General features: G+C 68.8%; 22 protein-coding genes. 12 read left to right on the top strand and 10 right to left on the bottom strand.

The features are described from left to right. Positions 1-99 precede the first annotated feature (99 nt). Positions 100-1,302: a hypothetical protein gene (locus tag M9M90_RS06725; protein WP_254836394.1), complete on the top strand. Its 1,203-nt coding sequence runs from the start codon at positions 100-102 to the stop codon at positions 1,300-1,302. A gap of 113 nt (positions 1,303-1,415) precedes the next feature. After that, positions 1,416-2,759, top strand: coding sequence for a PEPxxWA-CTERM sorting domain-containing protein (locus M9M90_RS06720; RefSeq protein WP_254836393.1), 1,344 nt, complete (start codon positions 1,416-1,418; stop codon positions 2,757-2,759). Positions 2,760-2,968: 209 nt separating this feature from the next. On the opposite strand, the gene M9M90_RS06715 is transcribed toward M9M90_RS06720, so the two are convergent. After that, the gene (locus M9M90_RS06715) at positions 2,969-3,535 is read right to left on the bottom strand and encodes a response regulator transcription factor (protein ID WP_254836392.1); all 567 of its coding nucleotides are present in this window, start codon (positions 3,533-3,535) and stop codon (positions 2,969-2,971) included. After that, positions 3,523-4,860, bottom strand: a complete 1,338-nt coding sequence (locus tag M9M90_RS06710) for a sensor histidine kinase KdpD (protein ID WP_254836391.1) — start codon at positions 4,858-4,860, stop codon at positions 3,523-3,525. Before M9M90_RS06710 ends, M9M90_RS06715 begins: the two co-directional genes overlap by 13 nt. A 331-nt stretch (positions 4,861-5,191) precedes the next feature. Here M9M90_RS06710 and M9M90_RS06705 point away from each other — a divergent pair, with 331 nt between their 5' ends. Then, positions 5,192-5,851, top strand: coding sequence for a hypothetical protein (locus tag M9M90_RS06705; protein ID WP_254836390.1), 660 nt, complete (start codon positions 5,192-5,194; stop codon positions 5,849-5,851). Between the two features lie 66 nt (positions 5,852-5,917). On the opposite strand, the gene M9M90_RS06700 is transcribed toward M9M90_RS06705, so the two are convergent. Then, on the bottom strand, positions 5,918-6,445 hold the full coding sequence (locus M9M90_RS06700) for a hemerythrin domain-containing protein (RefSeq protein WP_254836389.1): 528 nt from the start codon (positions 6,443-6,445) through the stop codon (positions 5,918-5,920). Between the two features lie 160 nt (positions 6,446-6,605). Further along, positions 6,606-7,028 (bottom strand): hypothetical protein, encoded by a 423-nt coding sequence (locus M9M90_RS06695; protein WP_254836388.1) that lies wholly within the window; start codon positions 7,026-7,028, stop codon positions 6,606-6,608. Positions 7,029-7,295: 267 nt separating this feature from the next. On the opposite strand from M9M90_RS06695, the gene M9M90_RS06690 reads away from it, so the two are divergent. The 5 genes from M9M90_RS06690 (at position 7,296) to M9M90_RS06670 (ending at position 12,273) form a co-directional block, all read left to right on the top strand. Continuing rightward, complete coding sequence (locus M9M90_RS06690; RefSeq protein ID WP_254836387.1) at positions 7,296-7,961, top strand: PEPxxWA-CTERM sorting domain-containing protein; 666 nt, start codon at positions 7,296-7,298, stop codon at positions 7,959-7,961. Positions 7,962-8,390: 429 nt separating this feature from the next. After that, entirely contained in the window at positions 8,391-9,911 is a 1,521-nt protein-coding gene (locus M9M90_RS06685; protein WP_254836386.1) for an MFS transporter, read from the top strand. A 64-nt stretch (positions 9,912-9,975) separates the two neighbouring features. Further along, positions 9,976-11,298, top strand: coding sequence for an adenylosuccinate lyase (gene purB / locus M9M90_RS06680; protein ID WP_254836385.1), 1,323 nt, complete (start codon positions 9,976-9,978; stop codon positions 11,296-11,298). Between the two features lie 58 nt (positions 11,299-11,356). Next, positions 11,357-11,722, top strand: a complete 366-nt coding sequence (locus tag M9M90_RS06675; protein WP_254836384.1) for an RcnB family protein — start codon at positions 11,357-11,359, stop codon at positions 11,720-11,722. A gap of 83 nt (positions 11,723-11,805) precedes the next feature. Further along, positions 11,806-12,273, top strand: coding sequence for a nuclear transport factor 2 family protein (locus M9M90_RS06670; RefSeq protein ID WP_254836383.1), 468 nt, complete (start codon positions 11,806-11,808; stop codon positions 12,271-12,273). 20 nt (positions 12,274-12,293) lie between these two features. On the opposite strand, the gene M9M90_RS06665 is transcribed toward M9M90_RS06670, so the two are convergent. Then, positions 12,294-12,464: a hypothetical protein gene (locus M9M90_RS06665; protein ID WP_254836382.1), complete on the bottom strand. Its 171-nt coding sequence runs from the start codon at positions 12,462-12,464 to the stop codon at positions 12,294-12,296. 76 nt (positions 12,465-12,540) lie between these two features. Continuing rightward, positions 12,541-13,278, bottom strand: a complete 738-nt coding sequence (locus M9M90_RS06660; protein WP_254836381.1) for a PEPxxWA-CTERM sorting domain-containing protein — start codon at positions 13,276-13,278, stop codon at positions 12,541-12,543. A gap of 454 nt (positions 13,279-13,732) precedes the next feature. Between M9M90_RS06660 and M9M90_RS06655 the strand changes: the two genes are divergently transcribed. Then, entirely contained in the window at positions 13,733-15,157 is a 1,425-nt protein-coding gene (locus tag M9M90_RS06655; RefSeq protein WP_254836380.1) for a coniferyl aldehyde dehydrogenase, read from the top strand. A 98-nt stretch (positions 15,158-15,255) separates the two neighbouring features. Here the strand turns inward: M9M90_RS06655 and M9M90_RS06650 are convergent, their stop codons facing one another. The 4 genes from M9M90_RS06650 to M9M90_RS06635 form a co-directional block, all read right to left on the bottom strand. Beyond that, positions 15,256-16,194 (bottom strand): DUF808 domain-containing protein, encoded by a 939-nt coding sequence (locus tag M9M90_RS06650; protein ID WP_254836379.1) that lies wholly within the window; start codon positions 16,192-16,194, stop codon positions 15,256-15,258. After that, positions 16,194-17,390 carry a glutathionylspermidine synthase family protein gene (locus M9M90_RS06645; protein WP_254836378.1) on the bottom strand — a complete coding sequence of 399 codons (1,197 nt, stop codon included), beginning with the start codon at positions 17,388-17,390 and terminating at the stop codon, positions 16,194-16,196. Before M9M90_RS06645 ends, M9M90_RS06650 begins: the two co-directional genes overlap by 1 nt. Before the next feature lie 150 nt (positions 17,391-17,540). Then, positions 17,541-18,302, bottom strand: coding sequence for a PspA/IM30 family protein (locus tag M9M90_RS06640; protein ID WP_254836377.1), 762 nt, complete (start codon positions 18,300-18,302; stop codon positions 17,541-17,543). Positions 18,303-18,317: 15 nt separating this feature from the next. Continuing rightward, positions 18,318-18,776, bottom strand: coding sequence for a YjfI family protein (locus tag M9M90_RS06635; RefSeq protein WP_254836376.1), 459 nt, complete (start codon positions 18,774-18,776; stop codon positions 18,318-18,320). A 295-nt stretch (positions 18,777-19,071) separates the two neighbouring features. Between M9M90_RS06635 and M9M90_RS06630 the strand changes: the two genes are divergently transcribed. Genes M9M90_RS06630 through M9M90_RS06620 form a run of 3 tightly spaced genes read left to right on the top strand, consistent with a single transcriptional unit; the run spans position 19,072 to position 20,748 of the window. Further along, positions 19,072-19,716, top strand: coding sequence for a YjfK family protein (locus M9M90_RS06630; protein WP_254836375.1), 645 nt, complete (start codon positions 19,072-19,074; stop codon positions 19,714-19,716). A gap of 10 nt (positions 19,717-19,726) precedes the next feature. Further along, a complete protein-coding gene (locus M9M90_RS06625) occupies positions 19,727-20,140 on the top strand; it encodes a DUF350 domain-containing protein (RefSeq protein ID WP_254836374.1) in 414 nt (137 codons plus the stop codon). Between the two features lie 8 nt (positions 20,141-20,148). Beyond that, entirely contained in the window at positions 20,149-20,748 is a 600-nt protein-coding gene (locus M9M90_RS06620; RefSeq protein WP_254836373.1) for a DUF1190 domain-containing protein, read from the top strand. The last annotated feature ends 51 nt before the right edge of the window (positions 20,749-20,799 follow it).

Raw genomic sequence — 20,799 nt, 5'->3', positions numbered from 1 at the left:
ATGTTTTCTTAACACCGCACGACGCCCTACCGAGAATGGTGCGATTGCCGATCTTCCTGTACTTTGGTGACGCCAAGCTAAACGCGGGTGGCGTCGATCATGACAGTTGCCGCCGAACGGTCCGAGGGGTCCGCCGCCCTCTCCCGGCTCCAATGCTGGGGCGCCTTCGCTCTCAGCGATGTGGCGAGCGGCGAGGATGTGCGGCCGAGCGGTCGCAAGGCGCGCGCCCTGCTGGCCTATATGGCGATGCACCCGGGCCGGTCGATCGGCCGCGAGCGCCTGACGGGGCTGCTCTGGGGCGACCGCGCCGAGGAACAGGCCCGCGCCAGCCTGCGCCAGGCGATCTTCGAGCTGAAAGCCTTCACCCATGGCGCGCGCGGGCTGCTGAGCGTCGAGCGCGACCACCTGGTGCTCAATCCTGCCGCCCTGGTCACCGACATCGATGAGCTGCACGATCGCGTGCGGAGCGGTGATCTGGCCGGATTCTTGGCCGCCCTGCCCGACCACGACGATCAGGTCTTCGCAGGCCTCGACGGCGTCGATCCCGACTTCGACGACTGGCTGAGGATTGAGCGCGCGCGCCAGCGGGAGGCCCTTATGGCCTTGATGGCGGAGGCTGCGGCCGCCGGCTTCGCCCGAGGCGACCATCGCCAGGCCCGCGCGCTCCTCGCGCGCCTGCATGAGTTCGATCCGCAGGACCTGACGCCGGACCTTTCCGTTCGCGACGCCCCGCCCGTCCGGCTGCCGGACGACGCCGCCGGGCCTGAGCAGAAGGCGCGGTGGCGTCCGCCGCGGCGCGCGCTGCTGGTGGGCCTGGCGGTCGGCGCCCTGGCGGCCACTGGCGCGACCCTGCGAGACCGGGGAGCCGACGCGCCCGTCTCCATCGCCGTCCTGCCGTTCGCCAATCTGTCGACCCACGGCGACGGCCACTTCGCCACGGGACTGTCGGAGGAGATCCTTGGGCGGCTGGCGCGCAACCCTCACTTCCGGGTCGTGGGCCCGCCCTCCACCGACCGCTACGCGACCCGCCAAGACGACGCCCAGACCATCGGCCGCAAGCTCGGCGTGGCCTATCTGCTGGACGGAAGCGTCCGCACCGCCGGCGACGAGCTCCGCGTCAATGTCGGCCTCATCCGCACCCGCGACGGCGTCCAGATCTGGGTCCAGAGGCATGATGGTCGCCTCGAGGATGTCCTGGTCGTCCAGGATCAGATCGCGCGCGCGGTCGAGGCCCGCCTCCGCGCCGACTTTGCCCCCAGAGCCAGCGCGGCGGGCTCCGCCACGCCAGATCAGACGATTTAACGATTCGTTGACCCTGTTTTCACGCTTCACCTAACGGCGTTCTCCCAAGGCTTGAGAGCACGCGGCGGGCTCGACGGCTCGCAGGCGGTTCAAGCGTTTCCAGGGAGGCTGAGTTGAGGTCCATTCTGCATGCGGCCGCTGCGGTCGCGGTCATCGGTTCCGGTCTTGGGTTTGGCGGCCCCGCCTCTGCGACGGTGCCGGTCACCGGCGATCCCGTCCTGTTCTGGAACGAGGTTCTGATCACCGGTCTCGCCGGCTCGCCCACGGTCACCTCGCGCGGCTACGCAATGGTCGACGTGGCCCTCCACGACGCCGTCAACGCCACGGTCGGCAAGCCGAACTTCAGCTACCTCGGCAATATCCCCACCTCAGGCGGTGACACCCGCGCGGCCGCCTCCGTCGCCGCGCGCGACGTCCTGGCCTATCTGAGCCCCGCCAAGGTCGCCGACTTCGACGCCGCCCTGGCCGCCAGCCTGGCCCTGATTCCCGACGGCCCGGCCAAGACCGCGGGCATGGCCACCGGCGCCGCGATCGCGCTCGCCACCATCGCCAACCGCGCCACCGACGGCTCCTCGGCCGTGGTGCCCTACACGCCCACCGGCCTGCCCGGCGACTACGCCCTGACCGGAGGCCCAGCCGCCGTGCCGCAATGGGCCTATGTCGACCCCTGGCACCTGACCTCCGTCGACCAGTACCGGCCCCCTGCTCCGCCCGCCCTGGACAGCGCGGAGTACGCCGCGGCTTTCAACCTGGTGAAGGACATCGGCGCCGCGGGCAGCCTCACGCGCACCGCCGACCAGACCGCCAGCGCTCAGTTCTGGGCCGGGGCGGCGGGCACCGGGACCTGGCTCCGCGCCGCCATCGACGCGGCCGAGGCCAAGGGCCTCTCGTCCCTGGAGAACGCCTCCATCATGGCGCTCCTCAGCACCAGCGTGGCCGACGCCGTGATCTCCGTCTGGGACGCGAAATACTATTACGACTTCTGGCGCCCGATCACCGGGATCCAGAACGGCGGCCTCGACGGCAATGGGGCCACCATAGCCGATCCGACCTGGACCTCGCTCATCGGCGCGCCGCCGCACCCGTCCTACATGTCGGGACACAGCGCCGTGGCCGGCGCCGCGGCGGGCATCCTCAAGGCGTCGTTCGGCGCGGGCGCGCCGTTCTGCCTCACGGCCAGCGGCGCCACCCGGTGCTGGAGCAACTATGACGACGCGGCCACCGACGCCGCCAACAGCCGCCTCTGGGGCGGCATCCACTGGGGCTTCGACAACGATGCGGGCCTGGCCGCGGGCTACGCCATCGCCCAGTACGCCACCAATGTGGACGCCTTCACCGCCGTCCCCGAGCCGGCGACCTGGACGATGATGATCACAGGCTTCGGCCTGGCCGGCGCCTTCCTGCGCCGCCGCCCGCGCCGTGCGTCCTGGGGTCAGGCCGGGGAAGGTCGCGCCTAGGCGCGCGGTCCCCGCGACCAGATGCTGACGGAGAACAGGACGAGCGCGAACAAACCGAAGGCGGCCACCACCATGGCCAAGTAGAGGTCTTCCCCAGACATTTCAGGCTCCCTTACGCTGGAGCTCCAAACATGCCGCGCGGCCCGGGGGCCAAAAAATTCCGGAATGTCCCCTAGGTATTTCTACCTAGGTCGCGGCCCGCAAGCCGCTCAGATCATGCGCGCCGTCTTGGCGCGAACCACGGCGTCCGTCCGATTGACGGCGCCCAGCCAGCGGGTCAGCCGGGCCATGTGGATCTTCACCGTCGCCGGAGAGATACCCAGGCGCAGCGCGATCTCCTTGTTGGTCAGGCCCTCGGCGAGCAGGGCCAGCACCTGGCCCTGGCGCGGCGGGAGACGCCTGGCCTCCAGCGCCTGCAGCCCGGGCGCCCCGGCGCGGATGGACTCCATCAGCAGCTCCGGATCGGCGTTCTTCGAGTGGATCCCCGCGACGCCGCAGGCCCGAACCGCTTCGAGCACGGCCGGGTCCTCGATCCCGGTGACGACGAAGATGACCGCGCCCGGAGCCCGGACCCTCACGCCCTCCAGACCGACGATCGGTTCGGCGCCGGGCATGGACAGATCGACCAGGCAGAAGTCCGGCTGCGACTCGGCCTCCGCCCAGGCGCTGGGATAATCGCCGCACACGGTGAGCGAGACGTCGGGCCACCGGTCGCGCATCGCCGCGGCCAGGGCCTCGCGCATCAGCGGATGGTCGTCGCAGATCAGGCCGCGCATTTCACCTCGTCGGCGACGGGTCGCGCCGGCAGCCGGATGTAGAAGGCCGCGCCCCGGGTCAGGCCGGGCCGAACGCCGCAGGTCCCCGAGATCAGCCCCACCAGCCCCAGGGTGGAGGCCAGGCCCATCCCGAAGCCGCCGGCGGCGCCCACGCGCCCGCCCTGCTCGAAGGGCCGGAAGATGCGCGCCTCGTCCCCGGGCGCGAGGCCATGGCCGTCGTCGACGACCCAGATGGTCACGTGATCGCCCCTCGCGCGGGCGCCGATCACCACCCGTCGGCCGCCGGAATGGCGGATGGCGTTGGCGACCAGGTTCTCCACCGCCCGGGCCAGCAGCCGGGGATCTGTGTGGAGCAGGACGCCGCGGCCGGCGAACGACAGGCGGATCTGTTCGGCCGCCGCCGCCGGGCCCTGGGTCAGCATGATCCGGTCGAACAGCTCCCCCGCCGGAAAGCGCAGCAGGTCGGGCTTCATCGCCCCGCTCTCCAGCTTCAGATGGTGCAGCATCGCGTCGACCAGGTTGCGCGCCACGCCGAGCGAGCGCCTCACTCCGCCCAGGGACGAGACCTGGTCGGCGGCCCGCCCCCCGGGCTTCAGCCGGTCCAGGAACAGGGCCGCGGCCTGCAGCGGCTGTTGCAGGTCGTGCGAGGCGGCGCGGATGAACTGGGTCTTGGCGTCGCGTTCGCGCTCCAGGCTGACCAGCGCCGCGGCCAGGTCGCGGCGCGAGGCGTCCGCCGCCGCCTGCGCCAGGGTCGCCTGAACCACCGCCTGGCGCACGAAGCGCCGGATGGCGATCAGGGTCGCCCCGAACAGCACCAGGAACAGGGCCAGGGTCAGGGCGTGCGGCGGCCGCGCCACCAGCAGCCAGCCGATCAGCGACCCCAGGACCATGACCACCGCCCGGCCCAGCACCTGGGTCGCCTCCGTGGCCGCGGCGAACTCGACGATCAGGAACCAGGCGTAGAGCACCACCAGCAGCGCCCGCATCTCGGGCTCGGCGGCCGGCATGAACACCCAGACGCTGCCGGCGGTCACCGCGTTGCACAGGGTCATGCCAACCTTGGCGCCCGGGATCCACCGCGTCAGGATCTGGCGGTCGTCGGGCGGCCGCAGGGTGAACCTCACCCAGGCCACGAGCCACCCCGCAAGAAACGCGCAAATCCCGCCCAACCACAGGTGATAGCCCAGCGGCTCGGCCCGCCCTGCGAACTCGAAGGCCAGGAACCCCGTCCCGATGGCTAGGGCGATCCAGGCGACGATACTGCCCTTCAGCTCGGTCCGCGTCTCGTTGATCAGCACCTGGTCCCGATACGCCGGATCCAACACGCAAGCGCCCCCGCCATTCCCACGACAGTCCGTGGGCTCTCCTTACTATCAAGGGTAGGCCATCTGGTCTAATGGCCCGCCGCCCGCGCGCGCCCTAGCTTCCCGAACGGGGGTCGGGCTTCGTCGCCCGCAAGACGCCGGGGGTGTTTCATGGAGTTCGCGGCAGGTCTCGTCGGCGCGGGGGCGCCGCCGCGTCCGCGACCGCGTACAGACGCCGGGGCCGACCCCCACGGTCGGCCCCCGGCCCTTCATCCAGACACGCCTCACCTTCCGCGGCCGCCCGCCGGGCGCGCCGCCGCCTTAGTTCAATGACAATCGGGGAAACCAGAACATGAAGACGTCCATCGCCACCCTCGCCGTCGCCTGCGCGATGGCCTCGACCAGCGCGGCAGCCCAGAACATGGCGCTCGGCGTCAACCTCGGCACGCCCGGCCTCGGGGTCCAGGCCACGGCCCAGATCAGCGACCTGGTGGTCCTGCGCGGCGCCCTGGACGGCATGAGCATCAGCCGCAACCAGGACTATTCCGACATCGCCTACGACGGTAAGGCCAAGCTGACCACCGGCGGCCTGTTCGCCGACCTGCATCCCGGCGGCGGCGCCTTCTTCGTCTCCGGCGGCGCCTATTTCGGCAAGCGCGAGATCGAGCTTTCGGCCCAGCCCAGCGCCAATGTCGAGATCGGCGGGGTGACCTACACCCCCGCCCAGGTCGGCCGCATCGACGGCGAGGCCAAGCTGTCCAAGTTCCAGCCCTTCCTGGGAGTCGGCTTCGACAACACCTATGTCGGCGATCGCGCCTGGGGCTTCCGCGCCCTGGCCGGCGTCTCGTTCAGCAAGGCGCCCAAGGTCAACCTGGCGGCCACCGGCGGCGCGCTCGCCAGCGACCCCACCTTCCTGGCGCAGCTGCGCATCGAGGAGGCCCAGGCCCGCGAGGACGCCAAGGACTTCAAGTACTTCCCCGTGGTCCAGGTCGGCCTGACCCGGCGCTTCTAGGACCTTCGTCCCGGCTCGCCCCGCCCGCGCGGACTCCAGGGTCCGTGCGGGCGGCGGCAGGAACCGCTAGTGGGCGGCGGGCTGCCCGATGGTGGTGGACTTCAGCGTCGAGGCCTGCGGCGTCGCCAGGCCGCCTGCCTTGTAGCGGGCCAACAGCTGCGCCTTCTCGGCGGCCATCTGCTCGCCCAGGGCGTCCATGTCGAGGCCGGCCTTCCGGGCCTGGGCGAACATCCCCTCGACCCGCTGCTCTTCTTCCTTCACGTGGTGTTCGATCTGCTCGGACAGCACCTTGACCTTGGCCTCGTAGAACTCGTCGTCCGGGCCACCGGCCTCGATCTCGGCGATCAGCACCTTGGCGCCGTCGTGCTCGACATAGGCCTCCTTCAGCAGGTCCTCCTCCACCTTGCCCTCGCAGGCCGGATAGAAGATGTCCTCCTCGATCTTGGCGTGGATGGTCAGCTCCATGCAGATCTGCTCGGCGATGGACTTCTTCTTCCCGTCGCCCTTGGCGGCTTCGAACTGGGCGAACAGGTCTTCGACCTTGCGGTGATCGGCTTTCAGCAGGGCGACGGCGTCGAGAGCGGGCGTGGGCATGGGTGCCTCCATTTGGGGTTTGGAGGGGCAATTCCCCGGCCGGGCCCCGGTTCCACCCGGCGCCCCTCTTGCGAATCGTTCGCGCCAACCGGCGGAAAATGAGCGGAAATTCGCGCACCCAACGTCGGGCGCCCGACACTTCGCGGCCCGCGAGCCGGGCTCACCAGGGCCCCGGCCCAAACTCCGCCGCCACCGCCGCCTGCGCCCGCTCGGACGCCAGGCTGTCGCAGCCGATCCGCCCCTCCGCCAGCAGCGCCGCCTTCTCCACCGCATAGCGTTCGCGGAACGCCGCGGCGCGGGCCTCCCGCTGCGCCCTCACCTCCGGCGTCAGCTCGGTATGCACCTCGCGCCCCTGGCGATCGAACGACTGCAGCAGCACGGTGAAGCTCTTGCCCCCGTCCTCCCGCGCGCCGACGAAGCGCTCGCGGAAGTCCGGCTCCAGCCGCAGCCAGCGCTGCACCACCGTCCAGGCCGCCATCTCGGGATCGCCGCAGATCGACCTGACGCTCCCGCCCGCCGCCAGCCGCTCCTGGAACGGGACCGCCGCCGTAGCTCGCTGGCACTGAATAGCGCCAGTCTTCAAGTCGGTCGCCCGCCCGTAATGTTCCCGACAAGTTGTTGCCTGAGGATGCGGTGACTTGGAGACGCCGAGTGCGGCCTTGTCCACAATTGTACTCGCCTACAACTCACGCTTGGGCCGCCCTCACGTTGCTCGATACGGTCCCACATCACGCGATGCCCATCGTCGCCCATCCGTGGTGCCTGAAGGAAGAGCGCTTGGACGCGGCTCGTACTCCCCCGTTGAGTGTGGTAGTTTGACGGGCCAAAAACCTCGTGGAAGGCGCACGTCATGTCGCTCGCCCGGTTCCTTGTCGCCGCCGCCGCAATGGCCTTTGCCGGCGCCGCCAGCGCAGCGACGCATACGTTCGACACAGATCCTTTCGCGGGAACGACCGCTTTGACCACGCCCGGCCGACAGATCGTGGGCGGCGAGCCGTTTCTGGTCTTCGATCCGGCCGTCGACAACATCGTGATCGATCCTGCGGTGTTCGACGTGACGCCGCCGATCCTGCCCTTCAACGGGCTGGCGGCCGACATCCCGAACGGCTTCAACTTGGTCGTCTTGCGCGACCTGGACGCAGACCCCGTGACGGCGGGCGACCAGATGGCCGCGGGTCTCGCGGCGAACCTGATTGCAGGCGCCGTGACCGAGGATGGGGCGGGGTTTTTCTTCTACTTCAACTCCGGGCTGGATCTGGTGCGGCTCGTCTACTCCACCAATCTCAGCGACAATACAGCCGACCTGAAGGTGCTCGCGCGGTTCACCAATCTCTCTGGCTCCGCCGGCGCCGCGGCGATGTCGCAAATCGGACCACAGGTCGGCGCGATTAGCGCGATCCCGGAGCCTGGAGTCTGGGCGCTCATGGTGGTGGGCTTCGGCCTTGCGGGAACAGCCCTGCGACGCCGCGCTGTCGCTTCGCCGAACAACGGCGGATCAGCGCGGGCGGATCTCTAGCGGCTACGTAGGACGCAGGGACACACACCGCCTTTCCACCTACAGCGACAAAACGGCCCTGCGTCAGCCGAAATAGTGTGCGCCCCTCCTTTGCGAGGAGAACTGGGATCTTCGTTGCACGGCCCCGCGTTCGAGAAGGTGGGTAGGGTGACTTATCTTCAGCGCGTCAGTGCGAGCGCAAAAACAAGCAGGACCACGAACGCGACGTTCACGCCAACGCGGCAAAGTCGACCCAGACGCGCAGCGCCCGCAGAAATTGCTCATCAGCGCTAGAGACCTTGCGCGACGGCTTCTAGGCCGAGGTCAAATGTCTGCTTCTGGCGCAGAACGGCTGTAACGAACCGGAACCTCGACACCCCCTTCCCCTCCCCCTTCCGCGCACGTAACCTCCCCGCAACAAGACCAAGAACCACCTCGGGGGAAACACACATGGCCGCCACCGACGCCACGGCGCCCGCCGCCAAGCCCGTCTTCTCCGAGAGCTACAAGACCACGGTCCTGGGCCTGCTGGTCGTCGCCTACACCTTCAACTTCATCGACCGCACGATCATCGCCACCATCGGGCAGGCGATCAAAGTCGACCTGAAGGTCTCCGACACCCAGTTGGGCCTCTTGGGCGGCATCTATTTCGCCCTGCTCTACACCCTGCTGGGCATCCCGATCGCGCGGCTGGCCGAGCGGTTCAACCGGGTCAACATCATCTCCGGCGCCATCCTGATCTGGTCGGCCTTCACCGCGCTCTGCGGCACGGCCACCAGCTTCGCCCAGCTGGCCGCCTACCGGTTCGGGGTCGGGTTCGGCGAGGCCGGCCTCTCCCCGCCGGCCCACTCGCTGATCAGCGACTATTACGAGCCCAAGAAGCGCGCCTCGGCCCTGGCGGTCTATTCCTTCGGCATCCCGCTCGGCACCATGTTCGGCGCCGTGGCCGGGGGCTGGCTGGCCCAGGAGTTCTCCTGGCGGGTGGCCTTCATGATGGTCGGCCTGCCCGGCGTGCTGATCGCCATCGCGCTGAAGGTCATGGTCAAGGAGCCGCCCCGCGGCCATTCCGAGCCCCATGCCCCCGTGGCCGAACAGGTCATCGACCCGGCCCCCGCCATTCCCGCCAAGCAGCCCTTCACCTGGGCCGGGGAGTTCAGGGAGCTGGGCGCCGTCATCGCCATCCTGTTCGGCAAGTGGCCGGTGCTGCACATGGTGCTGGGGGTGACCGTCGCCTCCTTCGCCGGCTACGGCGCGGGCCAGTTCGCCCCGCCCTATTTCTCCCGCGCCTTCGGCCTGGACTATGCGCAGGTGGGGCTGATCACCGGCCTGGTGGGCGGGTTCTCGGCCGGGCTCGGCACCCTGCTGGGCGGCTTCCTCACCGACCGTTTGGCCAAGCGCTCGCCGGCCTGGTACGCGCTCACCCCGGCCATCGGCCTGACCATCGCCGCGCCCATCTACATCGTCGCCTATATGGCGCCGACCTGGCAGACCGCGGCCCTGATCCTGCTGGTCCCCGGCATCTTCCACTACACCTACCTCGGCCCCACCTTCGGGGTGGTGCAGAACATGGTCGACACGCGGCGGCGCGCCACGGCCACGGCCCTGCTGTTCTTCTTCCTCAACCTGATCGCGCTCGGCGGCGGCCCGGTGTTCACCGGCTTCATCATCGACAAGTTCGCGGCCTTCCACTTCGCCGTGCCGGGGGCGAACAGCCTGCTGGCCAGCGTCGGCTCGCTGTTCGGCGGCGGCGCGGCGGACTTCCAGTCCGTCTGCCCCGGCGGCTCGGCGCCCGTGGGGTCCGGCGCCGAGGTGGTGGCCCAGTGCCAGGGCGCCCTGGTCTCCGGCACGCGGGAGGGGATCATCCTCACCCTGCTCTTCTATGTCTGGGCCGGGTTCCACTACCTGCTGGGCGCCATCGGCCTGACCAAGGCGCTGGCCAAGGCCCGGGCCGACCGGGGCGAGGCCGACTAAGCTCCCTCCTGGCGTTGCGATTCCGGGCGCGCGGGGCTAATCACCCCGCGTAAGGAGCGCCCGCATGATCCCCCGCTACGCCAGGCCCGAGGCCGCCAAGATCTGGGACGCCCAGACCCGCTTCAAGATCATGTTCGAGATCGAAGCCCACGCCGCCGACAAGATGGCCGAGCTGGGGGTGATCCCGAAGCTGGCCGCCCAGACCATCTGGGAAAAGGGCCGCGACGTGGTGTTCGACGTCGAGCGCATCGACGAGATCGAGCGCGAGGTGAAGCACGACGTCATCGCCTTCCTCACCCACGTGACCGAGCTGGTGGGCCCCGAGGCCCGCTTCCTGCACCAGGGGATGACCAGTTCCGACGTCAACGACACGGCGCTCGCCGTCCAGCTCTGCCGCGCCACCGACCTGCTGATCGAGGACGTCGACCTGGTGCTGGCGGCGCTGAAGAAGCGGGCCTTCGAGCACCGCCTGACCCCGACCGTCGGGCGCAGCCACGGCATCCACGCCGAGCCCACCACCTTCGGCCTCAAGCTCGCCGGCCACTATGCGGAGTTCCAGCGGGCGAAGGAGCGCCTGGCGATGGCCAGGTTCGAGATCGCCACCTGCGCCATCTCCGGCGCCGTCGGCACCTTCGCCAATGTCGCCCCCGAGGTCGAAGCCTACGTCGCCGAGAAGATGGGCCTGGCCGTCGAGCCGGTCTCCACCCAGGTCATCCCGCGCGACCGTCACGCCGCCTATTTCGCGACGCTGGGCGTCGTGGCCTCCTCGATCGAGCGCCTCGCCGTCGAGATCCGCCACCTGCAGCGCACCGAAGTCCTTGAAGCCGAAGAGTATTTCGACAAGGGCCAAAAGGGCAGCTCGGCGATGCCACACAAGAAGAATCCCATTCTCACCGAGAACCTGACCGGCCTGGCCCGTCTGATCCGCTCGGCCGTGACGCCCGCCATGGAGAACGTCGCCCTCTGGCACGAGCGCGACATCAGCCACTCCTCGGTGGAGCGCGCCATCGCCCCGGACACCACCATCCACCTGGACTTCGCCCTGCGCCGCCTGGCGGGCGTGGTCGACAAGCTGATGATCTATCCGGAAAACATGGCGAAGAACCTCGACCGGCTGGGCGGCCTGGTCCACTCGCAGCGCGTCCTGCTGGCCCTGACCCAGAAGGGCGTCGCCCGCGAGGTCGCCTATTCCGCGGTCCAGCGCAACGCCATGAAGGTCTGGCGCGGCGAGGGCAAATTTCTCGACCTGCTGCTGGCCGACGGCGACGTCACCCTGACCAAGGCCGAGCTCGAGGAGCTGTTCGACCTCGCCTATCACTTCAAGGCGGTCGACACCGTCTTCGCCCGGGTGTTCGGGGTCGAGGCCATGGCCAAGGCGGCGGAATAGTCGGGTCTGAACCGCGCCGGCCGCCAAGCGTTACGGTGGTCCAATTCGGAGACCGACCATGAAGCGCCTGATCCTGTTCGCCGCCGCCGCGGCCCTGCTGTCCGCCCCGGCCGCCTTGGCCGACCCCGGCCAGGGCAAGGGCCACGACAAGCATCACGGCTCGGGACCGCCCGGCCTCGCGAACAAGCCCCACGGCATGCCGCCGGGCCAGGCCAAGAAGATGTGGCGCCAAGGCGAACGCCTGCCGCGCGCCTATTATTCCGAGACCCGCTACGTGATCGTCCAGCCCCAGCGCTACCGCCTGGCGCCCCCGCCCGTCGGCTATCGCTGGGTGCTCATCGAGGATGACGCCTATCTGGTGCGCCGCGACAACGGCCTGGTCGCCGAGGTGATCGCCAACGCCATCGCCAACCTGATCCGGTAAGCCTCGGGGACAGTCAGCTCATCTTGGACTATCGTATTCCGGCTCGCCTCCAACCCTGGCGAGGCGAGCCGGGAAACCTTGCCATGCTCAAGCCAGCCGTCCTCGCCCTAGTCCTGGCCGTAGCCGGCCCCGTGGCGGCGCAGGTCCCCGCCGCGGCGCCGCGCACCGCCGACGAGACCGCCGTGCTCGAGGCCGACGCTCGCCAGCGCGACGCCGTGGCCAAGTCCGATCTCGCGGCGATCGCCCAGATCGCCCATCCGAACCTGCGGGTGAACGCGCCCAATAATCGGATACTCACCCGCCAGGACCTGATCCGCATGGTCGGCTCGGGCGACATCCGCAACGACGTGTTCGAGCGCACCCCCGAGACCGTGGTCATCACCGGCGATGTCGGCGTGGTCATGGGTCGCGAGGTGGTCTATCCGGGCGCGGCCAGCGAACAGGCCAGGATGTACGGCCAGAAGACCCTCAACCGCCGCTACACCAACATCTATCTGCGCGAAGGCGGCGCCTGGCGCCACCTGGCGCGCCACGCCAACGTCATCCCGTAGGGCCTACCCCGCGGGCGCGCCTAGCTCTTTGGCTTGAGGTCCGGCCTCGAGGCCAGGAACGCCGCCCGCTCGGCCGGCGTCAGCACCTTGGCGCGCTTCTGGCGCGAGACCTTCGGCGTCGGCGGCGCATAGGTGCCGGTCGCGGGCGAGCCGCCCCGCAGGTCGGAGAGCCGCTTGGCGGGGGGTTTCATCGGCGTCTCATGGCTGAACGACCGGCGCAGATCCGCCGGCCGCCGCCATTGTCGCAGATTTCGCCGCTCGCCGCCCCTAGGCTGTGACGAACGCCGAACGTTCGGCGCGCTGTTTGCGCCGGATCATCGCGCCGACACCGCCGAAGCCGATCACCATCATCGCCCAGGTGGTCGGCTCGGGTATGGCCCCGCCGGTGGTGAACCGAAGATCGTCGATGGCGAAGGCGTCATTGGAGCTGGCGCCTGGACCCACGCCGATCCCGAAAATGTTGTTCGTGGCGCTGGTGTAGCCCACGAAGATCCCAGGCAGGGGCGAGGTCCCCGGGGGCGGGAGCTGGCCGCCCGAATAGCCGGGAGGCAGCAACGAGGCCGTGGCCAGGTTGAACGACGCTAACACCGCGCCCCCCGCGCCATAGATGGTGATCGGATAGTTGATGCTAAGCGGCGCCGTATCGCTGAAGAACAATTCGACGCCGTTATGGCCCGACGAGAAGGTGGCGGTCATGCCGGCGATGGTCGGAAACTGGACACCGCCCTCTGTGCTGCCGGTCAACACGCCGCTGCCCGACGAGGCGCCGTAGCCGAAGAGCCACGGATAGTTATCGATCTGCGGCCGCCCGCTTGGCGCCTGGCTGAAGGTGACGCCCGCATACTGGGTGTCGATCAGCGTGCCTCCCGCCATGCCCTCGAAGTCGATCAGCGATCCACCGGACAGGACGGAGGTATAGGACGTATAGCTCGCCGCCGTGGCCGAGTGGGCGCACAGGACGATCGCCGCGACGGACGCGGTCGCGAGAAGCGATTTCAGCTTCATGGTCTTTCCTTACGGGTTGAGCGGCCCCCCAAAGGACCGGCTATGGATGCGACGGTCATCGGCCCCACGCCACTCGCGACGACCCAACTGGGTATCGTGGTTAACCCTAGGATCGAAACCCAACAACGCCAGCAGATTCTCGCGGCTGGAGAGACCGAAAGCGAACATCTCCGAATATGACGACAGCAGGATGACGCCGACCCACCAGTCATCCCATTCCCACAATCTCCAGATCCACGCCCGACACTGAAATCAGGCCGCATGATAACTCATTCAAAATCAGGAGATTGGTCGATGACGCATCCGTCAACATTAATACGGCCAAGCTTGAATGCGATCGTGCGGGCAAGCCGGGAACCGGGCCCGTTCACATTCGCGGGAGATCGCACGGGCGCTTCCGTTCCCCCACGTAACCATCCGAACATCGCCCGGATTCCAGCTTCCGGAGCCCGCCATGACCCCCGCCGCCATGAACGCCCTGCTCGCCAGGCAGAAGGCCGCCCATCTGCGCGACGGCGCGCCAACGGCCGCCCAGCGCATCGCCAGCCTCGACCGCTGCATCAAGCTGCTGATCGACAATCGCGCCGCCATCGAAGACGCGCTCAACACCGACTTCGGCTCGCGCTCGCGTGAGGCCACCGCCTTCACCGACATCGCCGGGTCCATCGGCCCGCTGAAGCACGCCCGCGATCACCTGGCCAAATGGATGCGGCCCGAGAAGCGCAAGCCCACCCCGGCCATCCTTGGCCTGTTCGGCGCCAAGGCCGAGGTCCGTTACCAGCCCAAGGGCGTGGTGGGCGTGATCAGCCCCTGGAACTTCCCGGTGAACCTCACCTTCGCCCCCCTGGCCGGCATACTGGCGGCCGGCAACCGGGCGATGATCAAGCCCTCGGAGTTCACCCCCGCCACCTCCGACCTGATGAAGACCATGTTCGCTTCCGCCTTCTCCGAGGAGGAGATCGCCGTGGTGGTCGGCGGGCCCGAGGTCGGCCAGGCCTTCGCGGGGCTGGCCTTCGACCACATGATCTTCACCGGCGCCACCAACATCGCCCGCCACGTCATGCGCGCGGCGGCCGAGAACCTGGTGCCCCTCACCCTCGAACTGGGCGGCAAGAGCCCGGTGATCCTCGGCAAGTCGGCCGACATCGCCACGGCGAGCACCCGGATCATGAACGGCAAGACGCTGAACGCCGGCCAGATCTGCCTGGCGCCCGACTATGTGCTCACCCCGCGCGACAGCCTCGAGCCCTTCATCGCCGGGGCCCAGGCCGCGGTGGCCAGGATGTTCCCGACGATCCGCGACAACCCCGACTACACCGCCATCGTCGCCCAGCGGCACTACGACCGCATCATGGGCTATGTGAAGGACGCCCGGGCCAAGGGCGCCCGCATCGTCGAACTGAAACCCGAGGGCGAAGACCTGTCGCAGCAGGAGCACCGCAAGATCGCCCCCACCCTGATCATCGACCCCACCGACGACATGACCGTAATGCAGGAGGAGATCTTCGGCCCGCTCCTGCCGGTGAAGACCTATGCCGGCATCGACGAGGCCATCGCCTATGTGAACAAGGGCGAGCGCCCGCTCGGCCTCTACTATTTCGGCTCCGACGACGCCGAGCGCGAGAAGGTGCTCGCCGCCACCACCGCCGGCGGGGTGACCGTCAACGACGTGATCTTCCACGTGGCCCAGGAGAACCTGCCCTTCGGCGGCGTCGGCCCCTCGGGCATGGGCAGCTACCACGGCCAGGACGGCTTCAAGGAGTTCAGCCACAAGAAGGCGATCTACACCCAGATCAAAATGGACGCCCCCCTGGCCCAGATGCGCCCGCCCTTCGGCCCGGCGATCCGCAAGTACCTGGACGGCCAGATGAAGGCGTGAGGCCAGCCCTCCAGACCCCTCTGAGGGAGCGGTCGGCGAAGGCGACTGAGGGGGACTTTGACTCTTCCTGCCCCACCCCACGCCGTTTGAAGAAGGACCTAGTGGGCGGCCTTCTTGCCAGGCCAGAAGTGCATCACCGCCACGATCGGGGCGCCGATCAGCAGGCCGACGACCGCCGAGCCCATCGCCATGGCCACCCAGCCGGTCACCGCGCCGATCCCCGGAACCGCCGAGGCCCAGTGCGACACGCCCTCGACCAGGTGCGGCACGGTCTCGAGGTGGAAGTGCTCCAGGCCATGAACGATGATCCCGCCGCCGACCCACAGCATGGCCGCGGTGCCCACCACCGTCAGCAGTTCCATGACCTTCGGCATTCCGTGGACCAGGCCCCGTCCCAGGCCCGCCATCAGCCGGCTCCTGCGCTCGGCGAGGTGCAGGCCGATATCGTCCATCTTCACGATCAGCCCGACCACGCCATAGACGCCGATGGTGATCGCCAGGCCCACCAGGGCCAGGGCGCCCGCCTGGACCGCCAGCGGCCGGTCAGCCACGTCGGCCAGGGCGATGGCCATGATCTCGCCGGACAGGATCAGGTCGGTGCGGATCGCCCCGGACACCTTCTCCTTCTCCAGGTCGGCGGAGCTCAGGGCCAGCTCCTCGGGCTCGTCCACCGGATCGTGGTGGGTGAAGGCCTCGATGATCTTCTCGGTGGCCTCGAAGCAGAGATAGGCCCCGCCCATCATCAGCAGCGGCGTCACCCCCCAGGGCGCGAAGGCGCTCAGCAGCAGGGCGCCGGGCAGCAGGAAGAAGAACTTGTTGCGCAGCGACCCCATGGCGATCTTGAAGACGATCGGCAGTTCGCGGTCGGGGGTGAAGCCCATGGCGTAGCCGGGCGTCACCGCCGCGTCGTCCACCACCACCCCCACGGCCTTCGACCCGGCCTTGCCGGCGGCGGCCGACATGTCGTCGATGGACGCCGCGGCGATCTTGGCGATGCCCGCCACATCGTCCAGCAGGGCTACGAGACCGGAAGCCATCAGGAACCTCTACGGATAGGGATGACCTCGGCGGTCTCCAGGATCACATGCGGCACGAACCGCGAGCGGTCGCGGGTGACCCGCCCCCGATCCTCGCGGATGCCCATGCCGGCCGGATCGTCGCCGATCATCCACGAACCCACCACCGGATAATTGGCTCCGAACCGCGGCGGCGGCTGCAGGGCCTGGCGGATCCAGCCCTCCGCGCCATAGCCCTGGTCCAGCACCTTGCCCCGCCGGCCCTTGTCGTAGAGCTCGACATTGGCCCCCTCGCGGGAGAACAGCGGCTTGCGCACGAATGAGCGGCCCAGGCCGTCGGCCCGCGGGTCGTCGTCGAAATAGGTCTCCAGCAGGTTCGGATGCCCGGCGTGCCGTTCCCACAGCAGGGGCAGCAGACCCTTGTTGGACAGCACCGCCTTCCAGGCCGGCTCGATGAACTGGGTCCGGCTGGCGGCGATCTTCTCCGCATAGGTGTCGCGGAACATCTCTTCCCACGGATAGAGCTTGAAGATCGCCCCGATCAGGAAATTCTCGGCGTCCACGAAACGCCCATCGGCGTCCAGGCCGATCTGGTCCAGGGCCACGAACTTCGGCTCGATCCCCGCCTGGCCGGCCACGTCCTCCAGGAACCGCACGGTCTGGCGGTCCTCGACGAAGTTGGCGTCGCTGGCGAAGTGGACGAAGCCGCCCTTGGGGAAGATCGCCGCGAACCGCTCGCGCAGCTTGTCGTAAAGGCTGTTGAATTGGTCGGCGCCCTTGGGCACGCCGCCGTCGGCGATCCGGTCCTCCAGCCACAGCCACTGGAACACCGCCGCCTCATAGATGCTGGTGGGCGTGTCGGCGTTGTACTCATAGAGCTTCGGCGGCCCGGCCCCATCATAGAAGAAGTCGAACCGGCCGTAGAGCGACGGGTCCCTGGCCTTCCACGAAGCGGCGACCACCGCCTGGGCGGCCGGCGGGATCGCCAGCCGGGTCATCAGGGCGGGGCTCTCGACCACCTCGGCGACCAGCTCCAGGCAGAGCCTGTGCAGCTCGGCGCTGGCCGCCTCGATGTGGTCCTCCACCTGGCTGAGCGTGAAGGCGTAATAGGCCCGCTCGTCCCAGTAGCGGCGGCCGTCGGCGTGGTGCCAGGTGAACCCGACCGCCTCGGCCCTGGCCTTCCAGTCGCGGCGGGGTTTCAGCGCTATGCGGCGCATGGGTGGGTGATCCTCAAACACCGCTCATCCCGGCGAAGGCCGGGACTCAGATCCGTCCGCCGAGATGGCGGGCCGATCTGCGGCTCACAGCTTTTCGACCTGGGCCCCGGCCTTCGCCGGGGTGAGCGGATGGGGCTGCCGATGCCGAGCCTAACTTTCGGACCCGTCCCGGCGCGCCGGAACCTTGTCCTCGATCTGCAGGCGCGGAGCCTCCAGTTGCAGCGAGGGCGCGGTGGCCTGCAGCCGCGCCAGCACGTCGTCGGCGCCCACATGGCCGGGCAGGATGCCGGCGGCCTGCAGCTTGGCGTCGAGGTCGGCGCCGGTGCGGCGGTCCTCGAGCTCGCCGTGCGCCCGGAACTGCTCCTCGCGCACCGCCTGGCGTTCCTTGATCCGCTTGAGGCTGTCGGCCGCCGAGCCCAGGGTCGAGCCCGTGGCGCCGGCCCGGGAGACCACCGCCGACTGGGCGCGCTGGACGCTCTCATTGACCTTCACCACCTCGATCTCGCGGCGCAGGGCCTCGATCTTGGTGTCGGTCTGGGCCACGATCTGGCGCAACCGGTCCTCGGCGGTGCGCAACTCGCCAGTCTGGGTCGCCTTCTGGGCGGAGTCGCGCTCCAGGTCGGCGATCCGAGTGGCCACCTCGCGGGCCAGGGCCTCGTCGCCCTTGGCCAGCGCCGCGCGGGCCGAGGATTCGTACTTCCGCGCCTGCTCGGCCAACTGCTTGGACTCGTTCTCCAGCATCCGGCGGCGGGCCACCAGGGCGGCCATCTCGTCGCGCGCCTTGCCCTGGGCGGTGTCGGCGTCACGAATCTCCTGGTCCAGGATCTTCAGGGCGTTGGCGTCCACCAGGGTCTGGGCGCCTTCGTGGGCGGTGCCGCGCAGCAGGGCGGAGATCTTGCTCCAGATCGACATGGGTCTCTCTCCGGTCTAGGCGGCGGCGCCGCTGAAGGACTCAAACGACTCGCGCAGGTCGCCGGCGGCGTCGATCGCATTGCCCGCCAGGGTCCGCAGCTCGATCAGCACCGTCTGCAGCGAGGTCTTGGCGGCGATCTCGCCGAACAGCTCGTAGTAGTCGCGCTCGTCGACCGTGCTGATCCCGAAGTTCGACAGAGGCACGATCTTCTGGGCCTTCAGCAGGAAGACGTTGAACTCGGCCTGGTCCTTCTGCTCGTCCACCGGCCACAGGATCACCGAGACCACCATCTGCACCGGCCCGATGCTGACATAGACCGGCAGGTCGCCGAATTCGTGCATGGTGACCAGCAGGACCGGCTCGGCCCCCTCGATCACCCGGGCCGTAAGTTCGCCCTCCCGGACCAGCGTGCTCTCCACGAGCGCGTCTCGAAGACCCGGAACGGTCCAGGAGGTGTCTATGACGGAGTCCATGTTTGTGACGCCTTGTGCGTGTGGGAATTTGGATAACAAAGCCGGCCCGCGCGTCGACTCTATGACGATGGCCTGTACTGCGGCCTGGATGTCGGCCTTGCACGCGGCCGGCGCCCAGACCTCTATCTTCACGAACCCCGCCGCCCGCCTGGCCAGACGCCAGGCGCGGGTGCGCTCGGCGGCCTGTTCGGAACGGGGGCGTCGCTCAGCCATGGATACATGTACGCATACCATGAACGCTTGACAAGCCGTCGCCGCGGTTCATTCTGCGGCCGGTTAGGAAGGCCGACCACCGATGTTCCGCAAGCTCTTCGGCAAGAACACCCCGAAGCTGGCCGCGCCGGTCCTGCCGATCGTGCGTAACGTCACCATTGGGCGGACCGTCATCCTCGATCCCCTCACCTGGCGGCGGTTCGGCGACCAGACCAGGTTCGAACTCGACCGCGACACCCTGGAGATCACCGCCCAGGGCGTGGTCTCCCTGGACGACGGCGCCTTCGTGCATCGGTTCTACACCGACGACCACGTGATGTTCCAGGCGGTCTCCGACGACCGCGAAGGGCAGAGCGCCAACGACTTCACCCTCTTCGTCCCCTGGCGCAGCGCCTATCCGGGCAGTTCGGCCCAGAGGCGCCTCTGGGCCGACAAGCTGCGCTCTCCGACCTTCATGGAGGACGACCTGCCGGTCTATCGCCGGTTCTGGTTCGACGAGGAGACCATCGACCAGGCCCCGGTGACCTTCTGGGAGAACGTCTTCACGGACCGGGCCGCCGATCAGCCCTATTCGCGGCTCTTCCAGACCTGCATGCTGTTCCACCGCGACCTTCCCGACGAGGGCCGCGAACTACTGCTGGCCATCACCCTCGAACCCGCCGAGGGCGACGTCACCCACGAGATCATGATCGGCCTGCCCCTGGCGGTCGGCGAGTTCAAAGCCTGAGAGGCAAGCCATGTTCGACGTCACCGCGTTCCAGACCGGCGCCCTGGCCTTCCTGCTGGCCTTCGTCACCGCCGGCGTCTTCACCCTGGCCTTCAAGGTCATCTACCAGTGGATCACCCCCTATAAGGAGCGTGACCTCATCCGGGCCGGCAACAGCGCCGCGGCCATCGCGCTCGCCGGTGCCCTGATCGGCTACGTCCTGCCCCTGGCCTCGGCGTTGAGCCACACGGTCAGCCTGCTGGAGTTCGCCGCCTGGGCGACGCTCGCCGGCGTCATCCAGATCGTCGCCTTCACCGCCGTGCGGATGATCGCCCTGCGCGACGTCAAGGCGCGCATCGAGGCCGGGGAGGTCTCCATCGGCATCTACATGGCCGGGATTTCGATCAGCGTCGGCCTGATCAACGCCGCCTGCATGACCGCCTGAGGTTCGTCATGAAACGCTCCAGTTCGCTCACCCTCACCACCATGCTGGCCGGCGCCAGCCTGAGCGTCGCCGCCTGCGACGACCCGCCCGCCGCCGCCCGCTGGGACCAGAACTCGGTCGCCCAGGGCGAGCAGGTCGAGACCTTCCAGTACGCCGACCTGGACTCCTGCAAGACCGCCAACCAGATCCCCGACGCCGAGTGCGACACGGCCTATGCCAAGGCGCTCGAGGACAACGACAAGTCTGCCCCTCGCTTCGAGGCCAAGGCCACCTGCGAGGAAACCTATGGCGAGGGCAACTGCGTGCCCCGCGGCTCGGGCGGCGGCAGCTTCTTCACCCCCCTGCTGGCGGGCTTCGTCATCGGCCAGATGTTCGACGGCGGCGGCAACCGCTACTACCGCGGCACCGGCCTCTATCGCGGACGGGACGGCTACACGACCGGCTGGGGCGGCAAGCTCGGCCGCGACTACGCCACCGGGCGCACCACCATCGGCAAGTACGGCATCGACCCGCCCGACTCCGTGCGCCAGGCCCCGCCCCGCATGCAGACCCGCACCTCGGTCGTCTCGCGCGGCGGCTTCGGCGGCGGCCGCGGCTACGGGGGGTGAGGCGCGGATCCGAACGATATTGAGTGTTATTCGCCAATATTGGAGATCTTG

It is taken from the genome of Phenylobacterium sp. LH3H17 (genome assembly GCF_024298925.1).
GTDB lineage: Bacteria > Pseudomonadota > Alphaproteobacteria > Caulobacterales > Caulobacteraceae > Phenylobacterium.
The sequence above is the reverse complement of the archived record's forward strand: the minus strand, read 5'-3'. Positions and strand labels throughout refer to the sequence as shown.